Here is a 24,698-nt window from a genome sequence, read left to right on the forward strand (position 1 = left end):
CAGACAAGATCAGGAGGTTCAGGTGAACAAATCAATGCTCGTGGGTGCGGTCCTGGGTGCTGTCGCAGTGACTGCCGGAGGTGCATTCGCCACCTACAGCTTGGTCAACAAGGGGCCTGAGTATGCCCAGGTGACCGACGTTCAGCCGATCAAGAAAACCATCAAGACCCCTCGCCAGGTGTGCAAGGACGTGACCGTCACGCGCCAGCGGCCGGTTCAGGACCAGCATCAGATCGCAGGGAGCGTGTTGGGCGCTGTGGCCGGTGGCCTACTGGGCAACCAGATCGGCGGCGGTACCGGCAAAAAGATCGCCACCGTGGCGGGTGCCGTGGGTGGCGGTTACGCAGGTAACAAGGTGCAGGAGCACATGCAGAACGGCGACACCTACACCACCACGCAGACGCGCTGCAACACGGTCAATGACGTGAGCGAAGAGGTGGTGGGGTACAACGTGAAGTATTCGATTGGCGACAAGGCCGGGCAGGTGAAGATGGACCGTGACCCAGGCTCGACCATCCCGCTGGATGACAACGGTCGGTTGGTGCTAAGCGAGGCGCGGACCGGGCAGTGAGTCGGGGCTGATACGAGGCAGGCTTGCGCGTGCAGGAGCAGCCCCGACAGGGCCTCATCGCTGGCAAGCCAGCTCCCATCCAGATTTCTGCAACTTGTCGATGTAGATATGGCTGCGCAAGCAATCTGTGGGGCGGGCTTGCCCGCGATGCAGGCGGCGCCTGACAGGGCCCTATCGCTGGCAAGCCAGCTCCCACCCAGCTCTCTGCAACTTGTCGATGTAGATATGGCTGCGCAAGCAATCTGTGTGGGCGGGCTTGCCCGCGATGCAGGCGGCGCCTGACAGGGCCCTATCGCTGGCAAGCCAGCTCCCACCCAGCTCTCTGCAACTTGTCGGTGTAGGCATGGCTCGCAAGCAGTCTGTGTGAGCCCCTGTGCCGCGATTGGGTCCGCAGGACCCATAAGATCAGCCATGCAAGGCATGCTGGGCCCGCAGGGCCCATGAAATCATTTCTTCAGGCGTCCTAGGTGAGCGCCCGCCTCATCAGTCGATGTACTCGAACAATTTCACGATCTTCTGCACACCGGCCACGCCCTGGACCACAGCGGTCGCCTGGTTGGCTTCCTGCTGGCTCACCAGCCCCAGCAGATAGACGATACCGTTCTCGGTGATCACCTTGATTCGCGAACTGCGGACGTCGGCATTGCCCAGCAGCTGAGCCTTCATCTTGGTGGTCAGCCAGGCGTCGTTGTTGCGCGCCAGGAGGGAGGAGGGCTGCATCACTTGCAGCTCGTTGTGTACTTTCTTGACCCGCTGGACCTGGCCAGCGGTCTGCTCGGCCAGGCTCTTGAGGTCGGCCCGCGGCGTCTGGCCGGCGAGCAGCACCACGCCGTTGTAGCTGCTGACGACGATGTGCGAGTTGTTGTCCAGGTCAGGGCTGGCCTTGGCGATGTTCACCTCGACCTTGGTCTCGATCAGCGAGTCGTCGATCTTGCTTCCCAGGGTGCGGGTGCTGCGATCGTCCTCGATCGGCTTTTCCCGTGCAGTGTTGATGACCGAGCTGCAGCCCGAGAGGCTCAGGCAAAGGGTCAAGGTCATCAGGCCGAAACGTCGTGGGCTCATTCTTCACTCCCGAACAGTTGGCTGTCGATCAGATCGCACAGGCAATGGATCGTCAGCAGGTGGACTTCCTGGATACGTGCGGTGACCGTCGAGGGCACGCGGATCTCGACGTCCTCGGGCAACAGCAGCGAGGCCATGCCGCCACCGTCGCGTCCGGTCATGGCTACGACAATCATTTCGCGATCATGTGCCGCCTGGATCGCCTGAATGATGTTGGCGGAGTTGCCGCTGGTGGAGATCGCCAGCAAGACGTCGCCAGGCTGACCCAGCGCGCGGATCTGCTTGGAGAAGATCTCGTTGTAGCTGTAGTCGTTGGCGATCGAGGTCAGTGTGGCGCTGTCGGTGGTCAGGGCGATCGCCGGCAGGCTTGGACGTTCGCGCTCGAAGCGGTTGAGCAGCTCGGACGAGAAGTGCTGGGCATCGCTGGCAGAACCGCCATTGCCACAGGCGAGCATCTTGCCCTCGTTGAGCAGGGCGTTGACCATGACTTCGCTGGCCAGCTCGATGTGCGGTGCCAGGATGTCCATCGCCTGTTGCTTGGTGTCGATGCTGGCCTGGAACAGCCGGCGAATTCGGGATTGCATGTCCATCTGGTGAGACCTTAAAGGGGGCGGTGGCCGGCGCGGCGCGCACCACGAGACCAGCCCGCGAAACACGGAGCAGAGTGATAGAACGGATTCAGCATTCGAAGGCGTTTTTCAGCCATTGAAGCGGTTGGCCGGCATGATGGCTGCCCTGCAGGGCGACCACGTCGAACCGGCAGGGGTAGCTGGCCCAGCGAGGTGCCTGGTGCAGGAAGTGGCTGGCGGCCAGCGCCAGTCGCTTCTGCTTGCGCCCATCGATGCTGCCCAGGGCGCCGCCGAAGTCCGCGTGCAAGCGGTAGCGGACTTCGACGAATACTACTGTATCGCGGTCGAGCATGACCAGATCGAGCTCGCCACCCCGACAGCGCCAGTTCTGTGCCAGCAACTGCAGGCCCTGCGCCTGGAGAAAGGCCAGGGCCTGGCGTTCAGCCAGCTGGCCTTGCGACGTGGGGGACGACACGGGCATCAGCGTGGGGTGTCCGGCAGACGTTGAACCTGGCCTCCGGTGAACTGCGCCCAGGGCAACTGACGCTCCACACGCTGGTTCTGGTTGACGCTCAGGCTGCCGGACAGGCCATCGATGCGGTTGTCAGGCAAAGCCTTGAGCTGCCCCAGGCGCGGCGCCAGGGCGTAGGCATCGGCGCCCATGGCGTACAGGCGGCCCAGGCTGCCTGCCGCTTGCGGCCACTGCTGAACCACCTGCTGACGCAGCGCATTGCCGTTGCTGGTATCGAGCAGCCATGGGGTCTCGCAGAACACGACGCCGTTCAGGTCGTTGTACTGGTTGACGTCACCGCTGGCGCTGTACAGGTTGGAAGTGGCATACACCGGCAGGTTGCCAGCGTACTGGAAGTTCAGGGTCGGCTTGATCTGCTGGGCCTGTTGCGGTGTCGCGGCCAGGAACAGGAAGTCGATGTCCTGACGGCGTGCCGGCTGGGCGGCGACATCGCCGCCGACGGCGCTTTGCAGGCTCTTGGCACGGCCTTCGCTTTGGCGTAGTTGCAGCAGGTCGGCGATCTGTTGGGCCAGGGCCACGGGCTGGGCGATGTGGTCGGCGGCCAGCAAGGTACCGCCACGGGCTTCCCAGTCCTGGCGGAAGGCCTTGAGCACACGATCGCCCCATTCACCGCTCGGCACCAGCGCCACGGCGCGCACTCGACCATCGGCATGGGCGCGGCGGGAGACTTCACGGGCCTCGTCTTCGGCCGCCAGGCCGAACTGGAACAGCTGGGCGGGCGCTTTCTGGCCGGCGTCGGCGTAGTTCAGGGCCAGCGTGGTGATCGGCAGTTGCGGGTAGTCGGCCAGCTTCTTGACCAGCGGCTTCTCCAGCGGGCCGACCACCAGCTGAATACCGGCAGCCTGGGCGTCACGGTAGAAGTCGTCCAGCGAGGTGATGCGCGAGCTGTCGAACACCTGGATCTTCGGCGCGGGCTGACCGGCCTGGGTGGCCTGGAAGTGCGCGGCCATGAAGCCGTCGCGCAGGGCCTTGGCCACGTTGGCCAGGGGACCTTCCTGGGGCAGCAGCAAGGCGATGCTGGTCAGCGGCTGGTTGGCCAGTTCGCGCAGCTTGGCCAGGGATTCAGGCAGTTGGCGGGCGGCAGGATGGTTCGGATACTTCGCGCGCCAGGCGTCGATCGCGGCCTGCTGGGTTTCCAGCGTGCCGGCGCGCTTGACCGCCAGGGCCAAGCTGGCCCAGCCCGCCAGGTCGTCGGTGCCCTGGCTGGCGCCTTCCAGTTGTTCGGTGGGCAGGGCGGCGACCAGCGTCCAAAGGGCTTCCTGGTTCTTGGCCGCTTGCGCCGGCTCGCTCAGCAGGGGCGCCAGCAGCGTGCGCTGGCGGGCGGCCTCGAGCGGTTGGCCATCGGCTTCCAGAGCAGCCGCATGAACGCTGTACGTACGTACCTGCAGCTCGGGCGGCAACTGACCGACGTACTGCAGGCTCGGGTGCGACAGGGCGTCGACCGCGGCCTTGGGCTGGTTGCGGCTCATGGCCAGCTCCGCCGACAGGGCGCTGGCGAAGACCTGCTGGGCCGGCTTGAGCGAGTCGAGCTTCACCTGCTCGAGGATGTGCGTGGCGCGCGGATAGTCTTTCTGGCGATAGGCTTGATCGGCCGCGCTCAGGCGCAACAGGGCAGCTTCTTCCGGCGACTGGCTTGCAGCCGCCTGTTCGAGCAGTTGCTCGATGCTGGCATCCGGGGTGCGCGGCAGCTCGCCCAGGCGGGACGAGGGCGAGCTGGCGCAGGCTGCCAGCAAGGCAGCGAAACAGAGGGCTGCAAGCAGCCGCAGGCAAGCGATCATGGAAAGGTCCTGTTACCTGATCAAATAGGTCGACGATTGTACCCAAGCCGTGGCCGGGGTGCGATGTCGCTGACGTGGATCCTCCAATATAGGCGGTATGCGCCCGTCGGCGGGCAAAGATGTTTGCGCCTTGTGACCGACGGTCGGGCTACAATGGCGCTTTCGATTCGAATCAAGACAGGTGTACGCAGTGACAGAGGTTCCAGGCGCTTCGAAATCCACGACCGGGACGTTGTACGTCGTCGCCACGCCGATCGGCAACCTGGACGACATCAGCGCGCGCGCGCTGAAGATCCTGGGTGCGGTGAAGCTGATTGCCGCCGAGGACACGCGTCATTCGGTACGCCTGCTGCAGCATTTCGGCATCCAGACACCGCTGGCGCCCTGCCACGAGCACAACGAGCGAGATGAAGGCAGCCGTTTCATCGCTCGCCTGCTGGCCGGCGACGACGTGGCCCTGGTGTCCGATGCCGGCACACCGCTGATCTCCGATCCGGGTTATCACCTGGTACGCCAGGCACGCGCGGCCGGCATCGCCGTGGTGCCGGTGCCGGGTGCCTGTGCGTTGATCGCCGCGTTGTCGGCCGCCGGGCTGCCGTCCGATCGCTTCATGTTCGAAGGGTTTCTGCCGGCCAAGGCCGTGGGGCGGCGTGCCAGGCTCGAACAGGTCAAGGAAGAGCCGCGCACCCTGATCTTCTACGAAGCGCCCCATCGCATCCTGGAGTGCCTGCAGGACATGCAGGCCGTGTTCGGCGACGAGCGTCCGGCCGTGCTGGCCCGCGAACTGACCAAGACCTTCGAGACCCTCAAGGGGCTGCCGTTGGCCGAGTTGAGCGCCTTCGTGGAAAATGACAGCAATCAGCAGCGCGGCGAGTGCGTGGTGCTGGTGGCGGGTTGGAGCGCACCGGAGGACGATCAGGCCGTCAGCACCCAGGCCCTGCGCGTGCTCGACCTGCTGCTGGCGGAAATGCCGCTCAAGCGCGCAGCCGCCCTGGCGGCGGAAATCACCGGTGTGCGCAAGAACCTGCTGTACCAGGCAGCGCTGGAAAAACAGAAGGGCGACTGATCCGACGCATCTAGCGCTTGTCCCGCGTGGCGTCTGTCGGTACCCTTGTCGGCGGAGAGTCGATTGGACAGTCGCTGCCAGCATTCGTTCCGCGAAGGCTGGGGGAGGAAAGTCCGGGCTCCATAGGGCAGAGTGCCAGGTAACGCCTGGGAGGCGCGAGCCTACGGAAAGTGCCACAGAAAACAACCGCCTAAGCGCTTCGGCGCCGGTAAGGGTGAAAAGGTGCGGTAAGAGCGCACCGCACGTCTGGCAACAGTGCGTGGCTAGGTAAACCCCACTCGGAGCAAGACCAAATAGGGTTCCATATGGCGCGGCCCGCGTTGGAACCGGGTAGGTTGCTAGAGGCGTCCAGTGATGGCCGTCGTAGAGGAATGACTGTCCTCGACAAAACCCGGCTTACAGATCGACTCTCCACCTCTTTTCCCTCGGCCAGTGCCCGCCGAGCGGTCCTGGGTAAGATGAAAAAATCTTACTCCTGATGCAGTGCCTCAGCATTGTCGCCCAAGTCCTTGAAAGGGCAGCCAATCGCTCTTCGATTCGTCTTCAAAAGCCCTGTCCTTCGATCGTTTGCGACGCTAAATCTTGGCCCCGTAAAGGATTTCCTTATGAACGTGCCTTGACGGTGCGGCGAGCGGATTCCTATAGTGTGCGCGAGTGGCGAAAAGTGGGATGAAGTGGGTTTTTTTGCCATCATCCAGCTCACAATGTAGGGAATCGCAGCCGTGTTTCGCGGAGCCAATGCCATCAGCCTCGACGCAAAAGGCAGGCTCGCCATGCCGAGTCGGTATCGCGACGAGCTGGATTCGCGGTGTGCTGGTCAGCTGATCGTGACGATCGATGCCTCCGACCCCTGCCTGTGCGTGTACCCGCTCGACGAGTGGGAGCATATCGAAGCCAAGTTGCGCGCGTTGCCTTCCTTGCGCGAAGAGAACCGTCGCCTTCAGCGTCTGCTGATCGGCAATGCGGTGGATCTTGAGCTCGATGGCAGTGGGCGCTTTCTGGTGCCACTCCGACTGCGTGAGTACGCGCGGCTCGACCGCAAGGCCATGCTGGTAGGGCAACTGAATAAATTCCAGCTGTGGGATGAAGAGGCCTGGGACACCGTCTCGGCCGCCGACCTTGCAGCTATTCGACAACCGGGCGCCATGCCCGATGATTTGCGTGATCTGATCCTGTGACCATAGATAGCGGCTTCAACCATATCACCGTGCTGCTCAACGAGGCTGTCGATGCCCTGGCCCTACGTGCCGATGGCTGCTACCTCGACGGTACTTTCGGCCGCGGTGGGCATAGCCGTCTGATCCTCGAACGACTGGGGCCACAGGGCCGACTACTGGGCTTCGACAAAGACCCACAAGCGATTGCCACGGGGCAAGCGCTGGCGGCCGAAGACGGCCGCTTTGTCATTGTGCAGCGCAGTTTTGCCGAGATGGGCCAGGAGCTGGCCGCGCGTGATCTGGCGGGCAAGGTCAACGGCGTGCTGCTCGACCTGGGCGTGTCCTCGCCCCAGCTGGACGACCCCGAGCGCGGCTTCAGCTTCATGAACGATGGCCCCCTGGACATGCGCATGGACCCCGAACGTGGCCAGAGCGCCGCACAGTTCATCGCCAGCGCGCCGGAAGAAGAAATCGCCCGGGTGTTCAAGGAGTACGGCGAAGAGCGCTTCGCCAAGCGCATGGCCCGGGCCGTGGTCGAGCGCCGCGAGCAGACCCCGTTCACCCGCACCAGCGACCTGGCCGACGTGATCAAGGTCGCCAACCCGGCTTGGGAGAAGGGCAAGAACCCGGCGACCCGTGCGTTCCAGGGGTTGCGCATCCACGTCAACAACGAACTGGGCGACCTCGAGGCCGGCCTGCAGGCCGCGCTGGATGCCTTGGAAGTGGGCGGTCGCCTGGTGGTCATCAGCTTTCACTCCCTGGAAGACCGTATCGTCAAACTGTTCATGCGCAAGCTGGCCAAGGGCGAGGCCGACAACCTGCCGCGCAACCTGCCTGTGCGCCATGAGCCGTTCCAGCCCTTCATCAAGGTCCATGGCAAGGCCCAGTTCGCCTCCGAGGCCGAGCTCAAGGCCAACCCACGGGCACGCAGCGCCGTCATGCGCGTGGCGGAGAAGCTCAGGTGAGCCGTCTGTTCGCCAAGCCGCTGCCCGGTGGGAGCTTTCTCATGCTGCTGATGTTCATCGGCGTGCTGGTCTCGGCCATCGCCGTGTCCTACAGTGCGCACTGGAACCGCCAATTGCTCAATACCCTCTATGGCGAGCTCAACGAGCGCGACAAGGCGCAGGCCGAATGGGGCCGCCTGATCCTCGAACAGAGCACCTGGACTGCCCATAGCCGCATCGAAAGCCTGGCGACCGAGCAGCTCAAGATGCGCGTGCCTGCGGCGGACGAAATCCGGATGATCGCGCCATGATGAAGCTCGAAGGCGCACTGTATCCCTGGCGTTTCCGTGTGGTCATCGCCCTGCTGGCGCTGATGGTCGGTGCCATCGCCTGGCGCATTATCGACCTGCAGGTGGTCGACCGCGACTTCCTCAAGGGGCAGGGTGATGCCCGCAGCCTGCGCCACATTCCGATCCCTGCGCACCGTGGTCTGATCACCGACCGCAACGGCGAACCGCTGGCGGTCAGTACTCCGGTGACCACCTTGTGGGCCAACCCCAAGGAAATGCAGGCCTCCAAGGACCGTTGGCCGGAACTGGCCCGTGCGCTGGGGCAGGATCCGCGACAGCTGACCGAGCGCCTGACGCACCTGGCCAACAAGGAGTTCATCTACCTGGTGCGCGGCCTCACGCCCGAGCAAGGCCAGCAGGTGGTCGACCTCAAGGTGCCGGGCGTCTACGGCATGGAGGAGTTCCGCCGCTTCTACCCGGCGGGCGACGTGACGGCGCACATGGTCGGCTTCACCGACCTGGACGACCACGGTCGCGAAGGCGTCGAACTGGCCTACGACGAATGGCTGGCCGGCGTGCCGGGCAAGCGCCAGGTGATCAAGGACCGTCGCGGTCGCCTGATCAAGGACATCCAGGTCACCAAAAACGCCAAGGCCGGCAAGACCCTGGAGCTGTCGATCGACCTGCGCCTGCAATACCTGGCCACCCGCGAGCTGCGCAACGCGATCGCCGAGCAGGAAGCCAAGGCCGGCAGCCTGGTGATCATGGACGTCAAGACCGGCGAAGTCCTGGCCATGGTCAACCAGCCGACTTACAACCCCAACAACCGCCGCAGCATGTTCCCCGCCGCGATGCGCAACCGGGCCATCATCGACGTGTTCGAGCCCGGCTCGACGGTCAAGCCGCTGTCGATGAGCGCCGCGCTGGAAAGCGGCCGCTGGAAGCCGACCGACAAGGTCGAGGTCTACCCCGGCAGCCTGCAGATCGGCCGCTACACCATCAAGGACGTGTCGCGCAGCGAGGGCCCGGTCCTCGACCTGACCGGCATCCTGATCAACTCCAGTAACGTGGGCATGAGCAAGGTCGCCTTCGACATCGGCGGCGAAGCCATCTACCGGGTGATGTCGCAGCTGGGGCTGGGTCAGTACACCGGCCTGGGCTTCCCGGGCGAGCGTGTCGGCAACCTGCCCAACCACCGTGAATGGCGCAAGGCCGAGACGGCGACTTTGTCCTACGGCTACGGCCTTTCGGTGACCGCGTTGCAGCTGGTGCACGCCTATGCGGCCCTGGCCAACGACGGCAAGATGGTGCCGCTGAGCATTCTCAAGGTGGACAAGGAGCCTGAGTCGACCCAGGTCGTGCCGAAAGAGACGGCCGAGACGATCCAGGGCATGTTGCAGCAGGTGATCGAAGCACCACGTGGCGTCTACCGGGCCCAGGTGCCGTTCTATCACGTGGCCGGCAAGAGTGGTACGGCGCGTAAGGCGACGGTCGGCGCCAAGGGCTACACCGAAAACGCCTACCGCTCGCTGTTCGCCGGGTTCGGCCCGATGAGCGATCCGCGCTACGCCGTCGTTGTGGTCATCGACGAGCCGAGCAAGGGCGGCTACTTCGGCGGCCTGGTGTCGGCCCCGGTGTTCAGCAAGGTCATGTCCGGCACCCTGCGCCTGATGAACGTACCGCCTGACAACCTGCCTGCGCCGACCGAGCCGCAGCAGGCCAGCGCAGACCCCGCCAAGGGAGGGCGTGGATGATGACGATGCCATTGAGCAAACTGTTTCCCCAGGCCAGTCGCGATCCGCTGATCCGTGAATTGACCCTGGACAGCCGGCAGGTGCGCCCAGGCGACCTGTTCCTGGCGGTGCCCGGGGCCAAGGTCGATGGCCGAGCACACATCGCCGACGCTCTGGCGCGCGGCGCTGCCGCCGTGGCCTACGAAGAGCAGGGGGCGAGCGTGCTGCCCTTGACCGACGTGCCCCTGATTCCAGTGCGCGGCCTGATCGCCCAGCTGTCGAGCCTGGCAGGCCACTTCTACGGTGAGCCGAGCCGCCAGGTGCCGATGATCGGCGTGACCGGGACCAACGGCAAGACCAGTGTCACCCAGCTGGTGGCGCAGGCGCTGGACCTGCTGGGGCAGCGCTGCGGGCTGATCGGCACCTTGGGCACCGGCTTCTACGACGCCTTGCAGAGCGGCCGCCTGACCACGCCCGACCCGATCGCCGTGCAATCGACCCTCAACGACTTGAAAAAGGCTGGGGCCAAGGCCGTGGCCATGGAAGTGTCGTCCCACGCGCTCGAGCAGGGCCGCGTGGCGGCCGTCGACTTCGATGTCGCCGTGCTGACCAACCTGTCGCGCGACCACCTCGACTACCACGGCAGCATGCAGGCCTACGAAGCGGCCAAGGCCAAACTGTTCGCCTGGCCGAGCCTGCGCAGCCAGGTGGTGAACCTGGACGATGCGTTCGGCGAGCGGCTATGCCAGGCCTACGCACAGCGTCCTGCCAGCGATCATGTCGAAACGCGCCTGATCACCTACAGCCTGGTACGTCCCGAGGCGTCCTTGTACGCACGCGAGGCCCTGTTCAGCGATGAAGGCGTGCGCGCCACGCTGGTCACCGCACAGGGCGAGCGCACGCTGCGCAGCCCGCTGCTGGGCCGATTCAACCTGAGCAACGTGCTGGCCGCCGTCGCCACGCTGCTGGCACTGGACTACACGCTCGACGAGATCCTGGCCGTCACGCCGCGACTGCAGGGCCCGCTGGGTCGCATGCAGCGCCTGGGCGGCGGCGAGCGACCGCTGGTGGTGGTCGATTACGCCCACACCCCCGACGCCCTGGAAAAGGTCCTCGACGCCTTGCGCCCCCATGCGCGTGGCAGGCTGTTGTGTCTGTTCGGCTGCGGCGGCGACCGCGACCGTGGCAAGCGTCCGTTGATGGCCGAAGTGGCCGAGCGCCTGGCCGATCAGGTGTGGGTGACCGACGACAACCCGCGCAGCGAGGCGCCGCAGCAGATTTTCGACGACATCCGCCCAGGGTTCACGGCCTCGGCCGACGTCACCTTCGTCGCCGGTCGCGGCGACGCCATCGCCTCGTTGATCGCCAGCGCCCATGCCGATGACGTGGTCGTGCTGGCCGGCAAGGGCCATGAGGACTACCAGGAGATCGCAGGCCAACGCCACGCGTTCTCCGACCTGATCGAAGCCGACAAGGCGCTGGCAGCCTGGGAGGCTCATCCATGATTCACCCCTTCACCCTGAGCACACTGGTCGAACCGCTGCACGCCCGTCTGGTCGGGGGCGACGCCACCTTCACCGGCGTCAGCATCGACAGCCGCAGCGTTGTCCAGGGCCAACTGTTCGTGGCCTTGAGTGGGCCGCGTTTCGATGGCCACGATTACCTGGCCGAGGTCCAGGGCAAGGGCGCGGTTGCCGCCCTGGTGCAGCGCGAAGTGCCGGGCATCGACCTGCCCCAGTTGCTGGTCGACGACACGCGCCTGGCACTCGGCCAACTCGGCGCACTCAACCGTGAGGCCTTCGACAAGCCCGTGGTGGCGATCACCGGCTCCAGTGGCAAGACCACGGTCAAGGAGCTGCTGGCCAGCATCCTGCGCACCGCTGGGCCGGTCCTGGCCACCCGGGGCAACCTCAACAACGACCTGGGCGCGCCGTTGACCCTGCTGGAGATCGGCCGCGAGCACACTGCCGCGGTGATCGAGCTGGGCGCCTCGCGGCTGGGCGAGATCCGCTACACCGTGGGCCTGGCCCGACCTCAAGTGGCGATCCTCAACAACGCCGGGACCGCCCACGTCGGCGAGTTCGGCGGTCCGGACAAGATCGTCGAGGCCAAGGGCGAGATCATCGAAGGCCTGGAAGCCGACGGCACCGCCGTACTCAACCTGGACGACAAGGCCTTCCCAATCTGGCAACAGCGCGCCGCGGGTCGTCCGATTCTCACCTTCGCGCTGCGTGACCCGCACGCCAGCTTCCATGCCTCGGACATCGCCCACGATACCCGTGGCTGTCCGTCCTTCCAGCTGCATGGCCCGGAGGGTTCGGTGGCCGTGCAACTCAACCTGCTTGGCACCCACAACGTGGCCAATGCCTTGGCCGCCGCCGCCGCGGCCCATGCCCTGGACGTCGAGCTGGACGCGATCGCCGCCGGGCTGGGTGCACTGCAGCCGGTCAAGGGCCGCACGGTGGCGCACGTGACGCCCAGCGGCGCGCGCGTGATCGACGACACCTACAACGCAAATCCCACCTCCATGTGCGCGGCGATTGATATACTCGCCGGCTTTTCCGGCCGCACCGTCCTGGTGCTGGGGAATATCGGCGAATTGGGTGACTGGGCCGAGCAAGGCCACCGCGAGGTCGGGGAGTATGCCCGCGGCAAGGTCGATGCGCTGTATGCGACGGGCGTCGACATGCGGCATGCCGTGCAGGCCTTCGGGGCCGACGGCCGCCATTTCGCCACTCAGGCTGAGCTGATCGACGCCGTGCGCGCCGAGAACGCCAGCGACACCACCATTTTGATCAAAGGCTCACGCAGCGCCGCGATGGAACACGTCGTGGCGGCATTGTGCGGTGCCGGCGGGGAGAAACATTAATGCTGCTGCTGTTGGCCGAGTACCTGCAACAGTTCTACAAAGGCTTTGCGGTCTTCCAGTACCTGTCCCTGCGCGGGATTCTCGGCGTCCTGACCGCCTTGTCGCTGGCACTGTGGCTGGGGCCCTGGATGATCCGTACGCTGCAGACCCGCCAGATCGGCCAGGCCGTTCGCAATGACGGCCCGCAATCGCACCTGTCCAAGTCCGGCACGCCGACCATGGGCGGTGCCCTGATCCTGTCCGCCATCGGCATCAGCACGCTGCTGTGGGCCGACCTGACCAACCGCTACGTGTGGGTCGTGCTGATCGTCACCCTGCTGTTCGGCGCCATCGGCTGGGTCGACGACTACCGCAAGGTGATCGAGAAGAACTCCCGTGGCCTGCCGAGCCGCTGGAAATACTTCTGGCAGTCGGTGTTCGGCCTGGGCGCTGCGGTCTTTCTCTACGTGACCGCGCCCACCAGCGTCGAGACCACGCTGATCGTGCCGATGTTCAAGGACCTGACCCTGCCCCTGGGCGCAGGCTTCATCGTGCTGACCTACTTCGTCATCGTCGGCTCGAGCAACGCGGTCAACCTCACCGACGGCCTCGATGGCCTGGCGATCATGCCGACCGTGATGGTCGGGGGTGCCCTAGGCATCTTCTGCTACCTGTCGGGCAACGTGAAATTCGCCGAATACCTGCTCATCCCGTACGTGCCAGGCGCCGGCGAGCTGATCGTGTTCTGCGGCGCGCTGATCGGGGCAGGCCTGGGCTTTCTCTGGTTCAACACCTACCCGGCCCAGGTGTTCATGGGTGACGTCGGCGCCCTGGCGCTGGGCGCGGCCCTGGGCACCATCGCGGTCATCGTCCGTCAGGAAATCGTGCTGTTCATCATGGGCGGCGTGTTCGTGATGGAGACCCTGTCGGTGGTCATCCAGGTCGCTTCGTTCAAGCTGACCGGCAAGCGGGTCTTCCGCATGGCGCCCATCCATCACCATTTCGAACTCAAGGGCTGGCCCGAGCCGCGCGTGATCGTGCGCTTCTGGATCATCACGGTGATCCTGGTGCTCATCGGCCTTGCCACCCTGAAACTGAGGTAGTCGCGCGTGTCATTGATCGCATCTGACCACTTCCGCATCGTCGTCGGCCTCGGCAAGAGCGGCATGTCCCTGGTTCGCTTCCTGGCGAGCCGGGGCATCGCCTTTGCGGTCGCCGATACGCGCGCGCGCCCGCCAGAGCTCGAAACGCTGCGCCGCGACTACCCGAACGTGGACGTGCGCTGCGGTGAACTGGACGTCGAGTTCCTCTGTCGGGCCGACGAGCTGTACGTCAGCCCGGGCCTGGCCCTGAGCACGCCTGCACTGCAAGCGGCGGCAGCGCGGGGCGTGCGGCTGTCGGGGGACATCGAACTGTTCGCCCGGCAGACCAAGGCACCGATCGTGGCCATCACCGGCTCGAATGCCAAGAGCACCGTGACCACCTTGGTCGGCGAGATGGCAGCCCAAGCAGGCAAGCGTGTGGCGGTCGGCGGCAACCTGGGCACGCCGGCGCTGGACCTGCTGGACGACGATGTCGAGCTGTACGTGCTCGAGCTGTCGAGCTTCCAGCTGGAAACCACCGATCAGCTCGACGCCGAGGTGGCGACCGTGCTGAACATCAGCGAAGACCACATGGACCGCTACAGCGGCCTGCCGGCCTACCACTTGGCCAAGCACCGGATCTTCCGTGGGGCACGCCAGGTGGTGGTCAACCGTCAGGACGCCCTGAGCCGACCGTTGCCGGTCGAAGGCCAGCCCTGCTGGACCTTCGGCCTCAATGCGCCGGACTTCAAGGCGTTCGGGCTACGCGAGGTAGCGGGCGAGAAGCACCTGGCGTTCGAATTCCAGCCCTTGATGCCGGTTCGCGAGCTGAAGGTCCGCGGCGCCCACAACCAGAGCAATGCCCTGGCCGCGTTGGCCTTGGGCCATGCGGTCGGTCTTCCCTTCGCACCGATGCTCGAAGCCCTGCGTGCCTTCACCGGGCTGGCCCACCGCTGCCAGTGGGTACGTGAGCGCGAGGCGGTGAACTGGTACGACGACTCCAAGGCCACCAACGTCGGCGCGGCCCTGGCCGCGATCGAAGGCCTGGGCGCCGACATCGACGGCAAGCTGGTGCTGATCGCCGGTGGCGACGGCAAGGGCGCCGACTTTTCGGCCCTGCGCGGCCCGGTGGCGCGTCATTGCCGCGCCGTGGTGCTGCTGGGGCGAGACGCCGAGCGCCTGGCCGAGGCGCTGGGCGACGAGGTTCCTCAGGTGCGCGTGGCCACCCTTGACGAGGCCGTGCAGCGCTGTGCTGCGCTGGCCTTGCCGGGCGACGCCGTACTGCTGTCGCCCGCCTGCGCCAGCCTCGACATGTTCCGCAATTTCGAAGAGCGTGGGCGTCTGTTCGCCCAGGCCGTGGGAGCACTGGCATGATCTTCAACGTCATCAAGCCATATCCCTCGCCGCTGATCAGCGGCCGTGGCATCGACCTGGACTTCGCCTTCCTGGCCGGCTGCCTGGCATTGCTCGGCCTGGGCCTGGTGATGATCACCTCGGCATCGTCGGAAGTGGCGGCCGTGCAATCCGGCAACCCGCTGTACCACATGTTCCGCCACCTGGTGTACGTGGCCTTGGGCCTCGGCGCCTGCGGCGTGACCATGCTGGTGCCGATCGCCACCTGGCAGCGCATGGGCTTCACCATGTTGCTCTGCGCCTTCGGGCTGCTGGTGCTGGTGCTGGTGCCCGGCATCGGCCGTGAGGTCAACGGTTCGATGCGCTGGATCGGTTTCAGCTTCTTCAACGTGCAGCCCTCGGAGATCGCCAAGGTCTTCGTGGTCATCTACCTGGCCGGTTACCTGGTCCGGCGCCAGCAGGAAGTGCGTGAGAGCTGGATGGGCTTCTTCAAGCCGTTCATCGTGCTGCTGCCCATGGCCGGCCTGCTGCTGATGGAGCCTGACTTCGGCGCTACCGTGGTCATGATGGGCGCTGCGGCGGCCATGCTGTTCCTCGGCGGGGTGGGGCTGTTCCGCTTCAGCCTGATGGTGGTGCTGGCCGTGGTGGCGGTGTTCGTGCTGGTACAGGCCCAGCCTTACCGGATGGCCCGTCTGATCACCTTCACCGACCCCTGGTCCGACCAGTTCGGCTCGGGCTACCAGCTGACCCAGGCCCTGATCGCCTTCGGCCGTGGCGAATGGCTGGGCGTGGGCCTGGGCAACAGCGTGCAGAAGCAGTTCTACCTGCCCGAGGCACACACCGACTTCGTGTTCTCGGTGCTGGCCGAAGAGCTGGGCGTGGTCGGTTCGCTGGTCACCGTGGCCCTGTTCGTGTTCGTCACCGTGCGCGCCCTGTACATCGGCCTGTGGGCCGAGAAAGCCAAGCAATTCTTCGCGGCCTACATGGCCTTCGGCCTGTCGTTCCTGTGGATCGGCCAGTTCCTGATCAACATCGGCGTGAACGTCGGCCTGCTACCGACCAAGGGGCTGACCTTGCCCTTCCTCAGCTACGGGGGCAGCTCGCTGGTGATCTGCTGCGCCTGCGTCGGGCTGTTGCTGCGCATCGAGTGGGAAAGCCGAACGCACCTGGGCAGCGAAGAGCACGAATTCAACGAGAGTGATTTTGCCGAGGAGCCTGCCCATGGCCGATGACGGCAAGAACGTATTGATCATGGCCGGCGGCACGGGTGGGCATGTCTTCCCGGCCCTGGCCTGTGCGCGTGAGTTCCAGGCCCGCGGTTACCGTGTGCACTGGCTGGGCACGCCGCGCGGCATCGAGAACGAGTTGGTGCCCCAGGCGGGGCTGCCCCTGCACCTGATCCAGGTCACCGGGCTGCGCGGCAAGGGCAAGCTGTCCCTGCTCAAGGCGCCATTGACCCTGGTCAAGGCGGTGGCCCAGGCCCGACGCATCATCCGGCAGATCAAGCCGGTCTGCGTGCTGGGGTTCGGGGGGTACGTGACCGGCCCTGGCGGCGTGGCGGCGCGTCTGTGCGGGGTGCCGCTGGTGATCCATGAACAGAATGCCCGCGCCGGTACGGCCAACCGCCTGCTGGCGCCGTTGGCGGCACGTGTCTGCGAAGCCTTCCCCGAGACGTTCCCGCCGAGCGAGAAACGCCGCACCACCGGTAATCCAGTGCGCGCCGAGCTGTTCCTGAATGACGCTCGCGTGCCCCTGAGCGGGCGCCGTGCACGCCTGCTGGTGCTGGGCGGCAGCCTGGGGGCCGAGCCGTTGAACGTGCTGCTGCCCCAGGCGTTGGCCAAGGTGCCGGGCGAGGTGCGCCCGGAGGTCTTCCACCAGGCCGGCCGGCAGCATGCCGCGATCACCGCCGAGCGCTACCGCGAGGCCGGGCTCGAGGCCCAGGTCGAACCGTTCATCAAGGACATGGCCCAGGCCTATGGCTGGGCCGACCTGGTGGTGTGCCGCTCCGGCGCGCTGACCGTGAGCGAACTGGCTGCCGCCGGGCTGCCGTCGGTGCTGGTGCCCTTGCCCCACGCCATCGACGATCACCAGACCCACAACGCTCATTATCTGGCACGCGAAGGCGCCGCCTTCCTGATGCCACAAGCGACAACCGGCGCAGCGCAGCTCGCTGAACGCCTGAACGAGGTGCTGATGCAACCCGAGAAACTCAACGCCATGGCCGGCACCGCACGCCGCCTGGCCACGCCTGACGCAACCGGCACCGTGGTCGACCTCTGCCTGGAGGTCGCCCATGGTTGAAAGTCAGAAAGCCATGCCGCAACCCGAGATGCGCCGCATCCGCACGATCCACTTCGTCGGCATCGGCGGCGTCGGCATGTGTGGCATCGCCGAGGTGCTGCTCAACCTGGGCTACCAGGTGTCCGGGTCGGACCTCAAGGCCTCGCCCGTGACCGAGCGACTGCAGTCGTTCGGCGCCGAGATCTTCGTCGGCCACCGCGCCGAGAACGCCGCCAAGGCCGATGTACTGGTGGTGTCCAGCGCGGTCAACAAGGCCAACCCCGAGGTGGCCACCGCACTGGAGCGGCGTATCCCCGTGGTGCCGCGTGCAGAGATGCTCGCCGAACTGATGCGCTACCGCCATGGCATCGCGGTCGCCGGCACCCACGGCAAGACCACCACCACCAGCCTGCTGGCGTCGGTGTTCGCCGCCGGTGGCCTGGACCCGACCTTCGTCATCGGTGGTCGCCTGAACGCAGCGGGTACCAACGCGCAGCTGGGCACCAGCCGCTACCTGATCGCCGAGGCGGACGAGAGCGACGCCAGCTTCCTGCACCTGCAGCCGCTGGTGGCGGTGGTGACCAACATCGATGCCGATCACATGGCCACCTACGAAGGTGACTTCAACCGGTTGAAGAAGACCTTCGTCGAGTTCTTGCACAACCTGCCGTTCTACGGGCTGGCGGTAATGTGCCTGGACGATCCGGTGGTGCGCGAGATCCTGCCGCAGGTCAAGCGCCCGTCGGTCACCTACGGCTTCAGCGAAGAAGCCGACGTGCGCGCCATCAACGTGCGCCAGCAGGGCATGCAGACCTACTTCACCGTGCTGCGCCGTGATCGTGCGCCGCTGGACGTGTCGGTGAACATGCCCGGCAACCACAACGTGCTCAACGCCTTGGCGACCATCGCCATCGCCACCGACGAGGGCATCAGCGACGAAGCCATCGTCCAGGGCCTGTCGGGCTTCCAGGGCGTCGGTCGACGCTTCCAGGTCTACGGCGAGCTGCCGGTGGACGGTGGCAGCGTGATGCTGGTGGACGACTATGGTCACCACCCGACCGAAGTCGCCGCCGTGATCAAGGCCGTGCGTGGCGGCTGGCCGGAGCGCCGCCTGGTGATGGTGTACCAGCCGCACCGCTACAGCCGTACCCGCGACCTGTACGACGATTTCGTCCAGGTGCTGGGCGATGCCAACGTGCTGCTGCTGATGGAAGTCTACCCGGCGGGCGAAGAACCGATCCCGGGCGCCGACAGCCGCCAGTTGTGCCACAGCATTCGCCAGCGTGGCCAACTCGACCCGGTCTACATCGAGCGTGGCACCGAGCTGGCCCCCGTGGTCAAGCCGATGCTGCGTGCCGGTGACATCCTCATCTGCCAAGGCGCCGGCGACATCGGCGGCCTGGCTCCGCAATTGTTGCGCAGCCCGCTGTTCGCGGCTGCCCAGGTGAACCAGGAGCATTCGACATGACGGCGGCCCAGTACCAAGCCCTGCATTCGACCCTCGACCCCAAGGCCTTCGGCCGAGTCGCGGTGCTGTACGGCGGCACGAGCGCCGAACGTGAGGTATCGCTCAAGTCCGGCGCCGCCGTGCTCGACGCCTTGCAGAGCGGTGGCGTCGATGCATTCGGCATCGATGTCGGCGACGACCTGCTGACCCGCCTGCAGCAGGAACGCATCGACCGCGCCTTCATCATCCTGCATGGCCGTGGCGGCGAAGACGGCAGCATGCAAGGTCTGCTGGAGTGCCTGGGCATTCCCTACACCGGCAGCGGCATCCTGGCCTCGGCCCTGGCCATGGACAAATTGCGCACCAAGCAGGTCTGGCAGAGCCTGGGCATTCCCACGCCACGTCACGCCGTGCTGGGCAGCGAAAACGATTGTTTTTCCGCTGGCCAGGAACTGGGCTTTCCTTTGATCGTCAAACCCGCGCATGAAGGTTCAAGTATCGGCATGGCCAAGGTGAACAGCGTGCAGGAACTGGTCACCGCATGGAAGGAGGCTGCCACGTACGATTCGCAGGTACTCGTCGAGCAATGGATTCACGGCCCCGAGTACACCATCAGCGTATTGCGCGGGCAGGTGTTGCCGCCAATCGCCCTCGGCACGCCGCACGTGTTCTACGACTACGATGCCAAGTACCTGGCCAACGACACGCAGTACCGCATTCCGTGCGGATTGAGCAGTGAGCGTGAGCAGGAACTGGTCGAGCTGACCGCACGTGCCTGCGAGGCCATCGGCATCGAAGGCTGGGGGCGACTCGACGTCATGCAGGACGAGCAGGGCCGGTTCTGGCTGCTCGAAGTCAACACCGCACCGGGCATGACCGATCATAGCCTGGTGCCCATGGCGGCGCGTGCTGCCGGCCTGGACTTCCAGCAACTGGTGCTGGCGATCCTGGCGGACAGCGTCGAGAAACGAGGTTAACGAGCCATGCAAGGCGCGATGGTACGTCAGCAGCAACCCGCCCCCGGCCGCAACAAGCCGGTGCCGCGTGGTGCCAGTCGTCTGGTGGCTGAGGAGCCGGTCGCGGCGCGCCTGAAGAAGACCCACTTCGGCTTCTTCAAGCGGCTGTTCTGGCCCGTGCTGCTGGTGGCGGCAGGTTTCGGCGCCTACGAGGGCGCCATTCGCCTGATGCCCTATGCCGACCGTCCCATCACCAAGATCGCCGTGCAGGGCGACCTGAGCTACATCAGCCAGCAGGCCGTGCAGCAGCGGATCGCCCCGTACGTCGCCGCCAGCTTCTTCACCGTCGACCTGAGCGCGATGCGCGCCGAACTCGAGCAGATGCCCTGGATCGCCCATGCCGAAATGCGCCGTGTCTGGCCGGACGAGGTCGTGGTGCGGCTCGAAGAGCAACTGCCCGTGGCGCGGTGGGGCGACGACGCCTTGCTCAACAACCAGGGCCAGGCCTTCGCGCCGCGCGAGCTGGCCAACTACGAACACCTGCCCAAGCTGGCCGGGCCGCAGCGTGCGCCGCAGCAGGTCATGCAGCAATACCAGGTGCTGAGCCAGATGCTGCGTCCGCTGGGCTTCTCCATTGCCCGGCTGGAGCTGCGCGAGCGCGGCAGCTGGTTCCTCACCACCGGCTCCGGCACCGCCGGGCCGGGGATCGAATTACTGTTGGGACGTGACCACCTGGTAGAAAAGATGCGCCGTTTCATTGCCATTTACGACAAGACACTCAAAGAGCAGATCACCCACATCGCCCGCATCGATCTGCGTTACGCCAACGGCCTGGCCGTTGGTTGGCGGGAACCGATTGCACCGACGACGGCCCAACCCGCCGTTGCCAAGAATTAGAGAGAGGCAGGACAAATGGCAAACGCGCATAGCGGAAAGATGATCGTCGGGCTGGACATCGGCACCTCCAAGGTGGTGGCGCTGGTGGGCGAAGTCGGTGAAGACGGGACGCTGGAAATCGTCGGCATCGGGACCCACCCGTCCCGCGGCCTGAAGAAGGGCGTGGTGGTGAACATCGAATCGACCGTGCAGTCGATTCAGCGCGCCGTGGAAGAAGCCCAGCTGATGGCCGGCTGCCGCATCCACTCGGCCTTCGTCGGCGTGGCGGGCAACCACATCCGCAGCCTGAACTCCCACGGCATCGTCGCCATCCGCGACCGCGAGGTCAGCACCGCCGACCTGGAGCGTGTGCTGGACGCCGCCCAGGCCGTCGCCATCCCGGCCGATCAACGCGTCCTGCACACCCTGCCGCAGGACTACGTGATCGACAACCAGGAAGGCGTGCGTGAGCCCCTGGGCATGTCCGGCGTACGTCTGGAAGCCAAGGTGCACGTGGTGACCTGTGCGGTCAACGCCGCGCAGAACATCGAGAAGTGCGTGCGTCGCTGTGGCCTGGAAATCGACGACATCATCCTCGAGCAACTGGCTTCGGCCTACTCGGTGCTGACCGACGACGAGAAAGAGCTGGGCGTGTGCCTGGTGGACATCGGCGGCGGCACGACCGACATCGCCATCTTCACCGAAGGTGCCATTCGTCACACAGCCGTGATTCCCATTGCCGGTGATCAGGTTACCAACGACATTGCCATGGCCTTGCGCACGCCGACCCAGTACGCTGAGGAGATCAAGATCCGTTATGCCTGCGCCCTGGCCAAACTGGCCAGCGCGGGCGAAACGATCAAGGTGCCGAGCGTCGGTGATCGCCCACCGCGCGAGTTGTCGCGTCAAGCCTTGGCCGAAGTGGTCGAGCCGCGCTACGACGAGCTTTTCACCTTGATCCAGGCAGAATTGCGCCGCAGCGGCTATGAAGACCTGGTGCCTGCGGGCATCGTGTTGACCGGTGGTACCGCGAAGATGGAAGGTGCCGTGGAACTGGCCGAAGAAATTTTCCACATGCCGGTGCGCCTGGGCGTACCGCATAGCGTTCGGGGGCTGAGCGACGTCGTGCGCAACCCGATCTATTCCACAGGCGTGGGATTGCTCGCCTACGGTCTGCAGAAGCAGTCCGACGACATCCCGCAGGCCGGGCACGGCGGCAACAGTTACGGCGAAGAAACGAAGGCCCCAGTGCTTGAGCGCTTCAAGCGCTGGGTCCAAGGCAATTTCTAAGTTTCAAAAGCAGTAGTGGCAGGCGCACAAAACTAGAGAATGTAAGGAGAGGGAAAATGTTCGAGCTCGTAGACAACGTCCCGCAAAGCCCGGTCATCAAGGTGATCGGCGTCGGTGGCGGCGGTGGCAACGCCGTCAACCACATGGTCAAGAGCAACATCGAAGGCGTCGAGTTCATCTGCGCCAACACCGATGCTCAGGCGCTCAAGAACATTGGTGCGCGCACTATCCTGCAGCTGGGGACCGGGGTCACCAAGGGCTTGGGCGCTGGCGCCAACCCGGAAGTCGGTCGTCAGGCCGCGCTGGAAGACCGCGAACGCATCGCCGAAGTGCTGCAAGGCACCAACATGGTGTTCATCACCACCGGCATGGGTGGCGGTACCGGCACCGGTGCGGCCCCGATCATCGCCGAAGTGGCGAAGGAGATGGGCATCCTGACCGTGGCCGTGGTCACGCGTCCGTTCCCGTTCGAAGGCCGCAAGCGCATGCAGATCGCCGACGAGGGGATTCGCTCGCTGGCCGAGAGCGTCGACTCGCTGATCACCATTCCCAACGAAAAACTGCTGACCATTCTCGGCAAGGACGCCAGCCTGCTGTCCGCTTTCGCCAAGGCCGATGACGTACTGGCCGGTGCCGTGCGCGGTATCTCCGACATCATCAAGCGTCCCGGCATGATCAACGTCGACTTCGCCGACGTGCGCACCGTGATGGGCGAGATGGGCATGGCCATGATGGGCACCGGCTGCGCCAGCGGTCCGAACCGTGCGCGCGAAGCGACCGAAGCGGCCATCCGCAACCCGCTGCTCGAAGACGTCAACCTGCAAGGCGCCCGCGGCATCCTGGTCAACATCACCGCCGGTCCCGACCTGTCCCTGGGCGAATACTCCGACGTTGGTAGCATCATCGAGGCCTTCGCCTCCGACCACGCCATGGTCAAGGTCGGTACCGTCATCGACCCGGACATGCGCGACGAGCTGCACGTGACCGTCGTGGCCACCGGCCTGGGCGCGCGCATCGAGAAGCCGGTCAAGGTGATCGACAACACGCTGCAGTCGACGGCCGCTTCGGCCTCCCAGCAGACCCCGGCACCGGCGCCCGTACGCAACGAGCAGTCGTCGGTCAACTACCGCGACCTCGAGCGCCCGACCGTCATGCGCAACCAGGCGCACCAAGGTGCCGCAGCCGCTGCCAAGCTCAACCCGCAAGACGACCTGGATTACCTGGACATTCCAGCCTTCCTGCGCCGTCAGGCCGATTGATGGAATTTATCAGGGCTATGCAGGTGATTGGTGTTCAGCAAAGGTCGGGTCTGTTATCATCCCTGGCCTTTGTTGATACCTGTTCGCAATTTGCGCTGAAGCGGCCGAAGCCATGATTAGACAACGCACCCTGAAGAATACCATCCGTGCCACAGGCGTCGGCCTGCACTCGGGGGAAAAGGTCTACCTGACCCTCAAGCCCGCGCCTGTCGACACTGGCATCGTCTTTCGCCGCGCCGACCTGAACCCGGTCGTGGAAATCGCCGCCTGGGCGAAGAACGTCGGTGAGACCACCATGTCGACGACCCTGGTCGACGGTGGAGTGAAGGTCGATACCGTCGAGCACCTGCTGTCGGCCATGGCGGGCCTGGGCATCGACAATGCCTATGTGGAGCTTTCCGCGTCGGAAGTCCCGATCATGGACGGCAGCGCCGGTCCATTCGTGTTTCTGATTCAGTCGGCCGGCCTGGAAGAGCAGGACGCGCCGAAGAAATTCATCCGGATTCTGCGTGAAGTCACCGTCACCGACGGCGACAAGCGCGCCACCTTCAAGCCGTTCGAGGGCTTCAAGGTGAGTTTCGAAATAGACTTCGACCACCCGGTGCTGCGCAACCGCACGCAGACGGCCAGCGTCGACTTCTCCAGCACCTCGTTCGTCAAGGAAGTCAGCCGCGCCCGTACGTTCGGCTTCATGCGCGACCTGGAATACATGCGCAAGCACAATCGCGCATTGGGTGGCAGCGTGGCCAACGCCATCGTCGTCGACGAGAGCGGTGTACTCAACGAAGATGGCCTGCGGTACGAGGACGAATTCGTCAAGCACAAGATCCTCGACGCCATCGGCGACCTGTACCTGCTGGGCAAGAGCCTGATTGGCGAGTTCTATGGCTTCAAGTCCGGCCACGCGCTGAACAACAAGCTGTTGCGCCGCCTGATCGACGAGACCGATGCCTGGGAAGTCGTGACGTTCGAAGACGCCAGCACGGCGCCGATTTCCTACATGCGGCCTGTCGCCGCCGTGTAAGCGATCGTTCTGCGATGCACTGAAAAGGCCGCCCTCCGGGGCGGCCTTTTTCGTGGGGTCAGGGTTTGGCCGGCGCGTGTTTGGCCAGACGCTCCAAGGCCTGCCGCAAGCGCGGATCGCTGATCCCTTCGGCCGAGTCACGGATGCTGGCGGCCGCATCGTTCGATAGCACCAATGGCTGACTGATCCGGGGTGCAGACACCAGAGGGGGGCGGACCTGAAAGCGGATTTTCTGCAGGTTGCCAAAGGCCTCCAGTGCCTGGAGCTGGCGTTGCAGGCGTTTTTGCTGATAACGCAGGCGCGTGGCCCAATGCCCGTCGGTGACCACCAGCGACAGGACGCCGTCGCGCCATGCCGCGATATGGCAATGGGCGCGTGCCGCCGGCTGCAGCTGGCTTTCCAGCAGGCGCTGCAAATGCGCCAGACGCTGGGCCTGGTTGAGCAGCAGCTTGAGCGGACGCGCGCCACGCAGCAGTTCGGACGGCGGGCGGGCGGGGGAGGGCTTGTAGGCCATGGATAGAACAACCGACGTGGACGTGGGGGTTAGCTTACCAGACGGGGAAGCGGGGAGTGGCACGCTG

The 24,698-nt window shown here is 65.3% G+C and carries 23 protein-coding genes and 1 other RNA gene; 19 read left to right on the forward strand and 5 right to left on the reverse strand.

The window, feature by feature from the left end; all coding sequences use genetic code 11:
- The first annotated feature begins 22 nt into the window (after positions 1 to 22).
- Positions 23 to 571: a glycine zipper 2TM domain-containing protein gene (locus G7007_RS03165; protein ID WP_060392659.1), complete on the forward strand. Its 549-nt coding sequence runs from the start codon at positions 23 to 25 to the stop codon at positions 569 to 571.
- 483 nt (positions 572 to 1,054) lie between these two features.
- On the opposite strand, the gene G7007_RS03170 is transcribed toward G7007_RS03165, so the two are convergent.
- The 4 genes from G7007_RS03170 to G7007_RS03185 form a co-directional block, all read right to left on the reverse strand.
- Positions 1,055 to 1,633: a BON domain-containing protein gene (locus G7007_RS03170; RefSeq protein ID WP_181098987.1), complete on the reverse strand. Its 579-nt coding sequence runs from the start codon at positions 1,631 to 1,633 to the stop codon at positions 1,055 to 1,057.
- Positions 1,630 to 2,223 carry a phosphoheptose isomerase gene (locus G7007_RS03175; RefSeq protein ID WP_181098988.1) on the reverse strand — a complete coding sequence of 198 codons (594 nt, stop codon included), beginning with the start codon at positions 2,221 to 2,223 and terminating at the stop codon, positions 1,630 to 1,632. The genes G7007_RS03170 and G7007_RS03175 overlap by 4 nt, the downstream gene beginning before the upstream one ends.
- A gap of 88 nt (positions 2,224 to 2,311) precedes the next feature.
- Positions 2,312 to 2,683 carry a YraN family protein gene (locus G7007_RS03180; protein ID WP_181098989.1) on the reverse strand — a complete coding sequence of 124 codons (372 nt, stop codon included), beginning with the start codon at positions 2,681 to 2,683 and terminating at the stop codon, positions 2,312 to 2,314.
- The gene (locus G7007_RS03185; protein ID WP_181098990.1) at positions 2,683 to 4,512 is read right to left on the reverse strand and encodes a penicillin-binding protein activator; all 1,830 of its coding nucleotides are present in this window, start codon (positions 4,510 to 4,512) and stop codon (positions 2,683 to 2,685) included. The genes G7007_RS03180 and G7007_RS03185 overlap by 1 nt, the downstream gene beginning before the upstream one ends.
- Positions 4,513 to 4,702: 190 nt before the next feature.
- Between G7007_RS03185 and rsmI the strand changes: the two genes are divergently transcribed.
- The 18 genes from rsmI to lpxC all read left to right on the forward strand — a co-directional run bounded on the left by rsmI (position 4,703) and on the right by lpxC (position 24,117).
- Positions 4,703 to 5,578, forward strand: a complete 876-nt coding sequence (gene rsmI, locus G7007_RS03190) for a 16S rRNA (cytidine(1402)-2'-O)-methyltransferase (RefSeq protein ID WP_181098991.1) — start codon at positions 4,703 to 4,705, stop codon at positions 5,576 to 5,578.
- Positions 5,579 to 5,633: 55 nt separating this feature from the next.
- Positions 5,634 to 5,993: RNase P RNA component class A (gene rnpB, locus G7007_RS03195), an RNA gene on the forward strand.
- Positions 5,994 to 6,300: 307 nt separating this feature from the next.
- The gene (mraZ, locus tag G7007_RS03200; protein ID WP_181098992.1) at positions 6,301 to 6,756 is read left to right on the forward strand and encodes a division/cell wall cluster transcriptional repressor MraZ; all 456 of its coding nucleotides are present in this window, start codon (positions 6,301 to 6,303) and stop codon (positions 6,754 to 6,756) included.
- On the forward strand, positions 6,753 to 7,700 hold the full coding sequence (gene rsmH, locus G7007_RS03205) for a 16S rRNA (cytosine(1402)-N(4))-methyltransferase RsmH (RefSeq protein WP_375139472.1): 948 nt from the start codon (positions 6,753 to 6,755) through the stop codon (positions 7,698 to 7,700). Before mraZ ends, rsmH begins: the two co-directional genes overlap by 4 nt.
- Positions 7,697 to 7,990, forward strand: a complete 294-nt coding sequence (gene ftsL / locus G7007_RS03210; protein ID WP_060392667.1) for a cell division protein FtsL — start codon at positions 7,697 to 7,699, stop codon at positions 7,988 to 7,990. The genes rsmH and ftsL overlap by 4 nt, the downstream gene beginning before the upstream one ends.
- On the forward strand, positions 7,990 to 9,723 hold the full coding sequence (locus tag G7007_RS03215) for a peptidoglycan D,D-transpeptidase FtsI family protein (protein ID WP_181099054.1): 1,734 nt from the start codon (positions 7,990 to 7,992) through the stop codon (positions 9,721 to 9,723). The genes ftsL and G7007_RS03215 overlap by 1 nt, the downstream gene beginning before the upstream one ends.
- The gene (locus G7007_RS03220) at positions 9,723 to 11,207 is read left to right on the forward strand and encodes a UDP-N-acetylmuramoyl-L-alanyl-D-glutamate--2,6-diaminopimelate ligase (protein ID WP_181099055.1); all 1,485 of its coding nucleotides are present in this window, start codon (positions 9,723 to 9,725) and stop codon (positions 11,205 to 11,207) included. Before G7007_RS03215 ends, G7007_RS03220 begins: the two co-directional genes overlap by 1 nt.
- Positions 11,204 to 12,571, forward strand: coding sequence for a UDP-N-acetylmuramoyl-tripeptide--D-alanyl-D-alanine ligase (locus G7007_RS03225; protein ID WP_181098993.1), 1,368 nt, complete (start codon positions 11,204 to 11,206; stop codon positions 12,569 to 12,571). The genes G7007_RS03220 and G7007_RS03225 overlap by 4 nt, the downstream gene beginning before the upstream one ends.
- On the forward strand, positions 12,571 to 13,653 hold the full coding sequence (mraY, locus tag G7007_RS03230; protein ID WP_181098994.1) for a phospho-N-acetylmuramoyl-pentapeptide-transferase: 1,083 nt from the start codon (positions 12,571 to 12,573) through the stop codon (positions 13,651 to 13,653). Before G7007_RS03225 ends, mraY begins: the two co-directional genes overlap by 1 nt.
- Positions 13,654 to 13,659: 6 nt before the next feature.
- Positions 13,660 to 15,006, forward strand: a complete 1,347-nt coding sequence (murD, locus tag G7007_RS03235; protein ID WP_181098995.1) for a UDP-N-acetylmuramoyl-L-alanine--D-glutamate ligase — start codon at positions 13,660 to 13,662, stop codon at positions 15,004 to 15,006.
- Positions 15,003 to 16,217 carry a putative lipid II flippase FtsW gene (ftsW, locus tag G7007_RS03240; protein ID WP_060392672.1) on the forward strand — a complete coding sequence of 405 codons (1,215 nt, stop codon included), beginning with the start codon at positions 15,003 to 15,005 and terminating at the stop codon, positions 16,215 to 16,217. The genes murD and ftsW overlap by 4 nt, the downstream gene beginning before the upstream one ends.
- A complete protein-coding gene (murG, locus tag G7007_RS03245) occupies positions 16,207 to 17,286 on the forward strand; it encodes an undecaprenyldiphospho-muramoylpentapeptide beta-N-acetylglucosaminyltransferase (RefSeq protein WP_181098996.1) in 1,080 nt (359 codons plus the stop codon). The genes ftsW and murG overlap by 11 nt, the downstream gene beginning before the upstream one ends.
- Positions 17,279 to 18,733 carry a UDP-N-acetylmuramate--L-alanine ligase gene (gene murC / locus G7007_RS03250; RefSeq protein ID WP_181098997.1) on the forward strand — a complete coding sequence of 485 codons (1,455 nt, stop codon included), beginning with the start codon at positions 17,279 to 17,281 and terminating at the stop codon, positions 18,731 to 18,733. The genes murG and murC overlap by 8 nt, the downstream gene beginning before the upstream one ends.
- Positions 18,730 to 19,689: a D-alanine--D-alanine ligase gene (locus G7007_RS03255; RefSeq protein ID WP_181098998.1), complete on the forward strand. Its 960-nt coding sequence runs from the start codon at positions 18,730 to 18,732 to the stop codon at positions 19,687 to 19,689. The genes murC and G7007_RS03255 overlap by 4 nt, the downstream gene beginning before the upstream one ends.
- 6 nt (positions 19,690 to 19,695) lie before the next feature.
- Positions 19,696 to 20,565, forward strand: coding sequence for a cell division protein FtsQ/DivIB (locus tag G7007_RS03260; protein ID WP_181098999.1), 870 nt, complete (start codon positions 19,696 to 19,698; stop codon positions 20,563 to 20,565).
- Between the two features lie 15 nt (positions 20,566 to 20,580).
- Complete coding sequence (ftsA, locus tag G7007_RS03265; RefSeq protein WP_060392677.1) at positions 20,581 to 21,834, forward strand: cell division protein FtsA; 1,254 nt, start codon at positions 20,581 to 20,583, stop codon at positions 21,832 to 21,834.
- A gap of 56 nt (positions 21,835 to 21,890) precedes the next feature.
- A complete protein-coding gene (gene ftsZ / locus G7007_RS03270; protein WP_181099000.1) occupies positions 21,891 to 23,093 on the forward strand; it encodes a cell division protein FtsZ in 1,203 nt (400 codons plus the stop codon).
- A 112-nt stretch (positions 23,094 to 23,205) separates the two neighbouring features.
- On the forward strand, positions 23,206 to 24,117 hold the full coding sequence (gene lpxC, locus G7007_RS03275; RefSeq protein ID WP_060392679.1) for a UDP-3-O-acyl-N-acetylglucosamine deacetylase: 912 nt from the start codon (positions 23,206 to 23,208) through the stop codon (positions 24,115 to 24,117).
- Positions 24,118 to 24,175: 58 nt separating this feature from the next.
- On the opposite strand, the gene G7007_RS03280 is transcribed toward lpxC, so the two are convergent.
- Positions 24,176 to 24,631 carry a DUF721 domain-containing protein gene (locus tag G7007_RS03280; protein WP_181099001.1) on the reverse strand — a complete coding sequence of 152 codons (456 nt, stop codon included), beginning with the start codon at positions 24,629 to 24,631 and terminating at the stop codon, positions 24,176 to 24,178.
- Positions 24,632 to 24,698: the final 67 nt, after the last annotated feature.

Origin of the sequence: Pseudomonas entomophila (assembly GCF_013523125.1) — a bacterium.
GTDB lineage: Bacteria > Pseudomonadota > Gammaproteobacteria > Pseudomonadales > Pseudomonadaceae > Aquipseudomonas > Aquipseudomonas entomophila_B.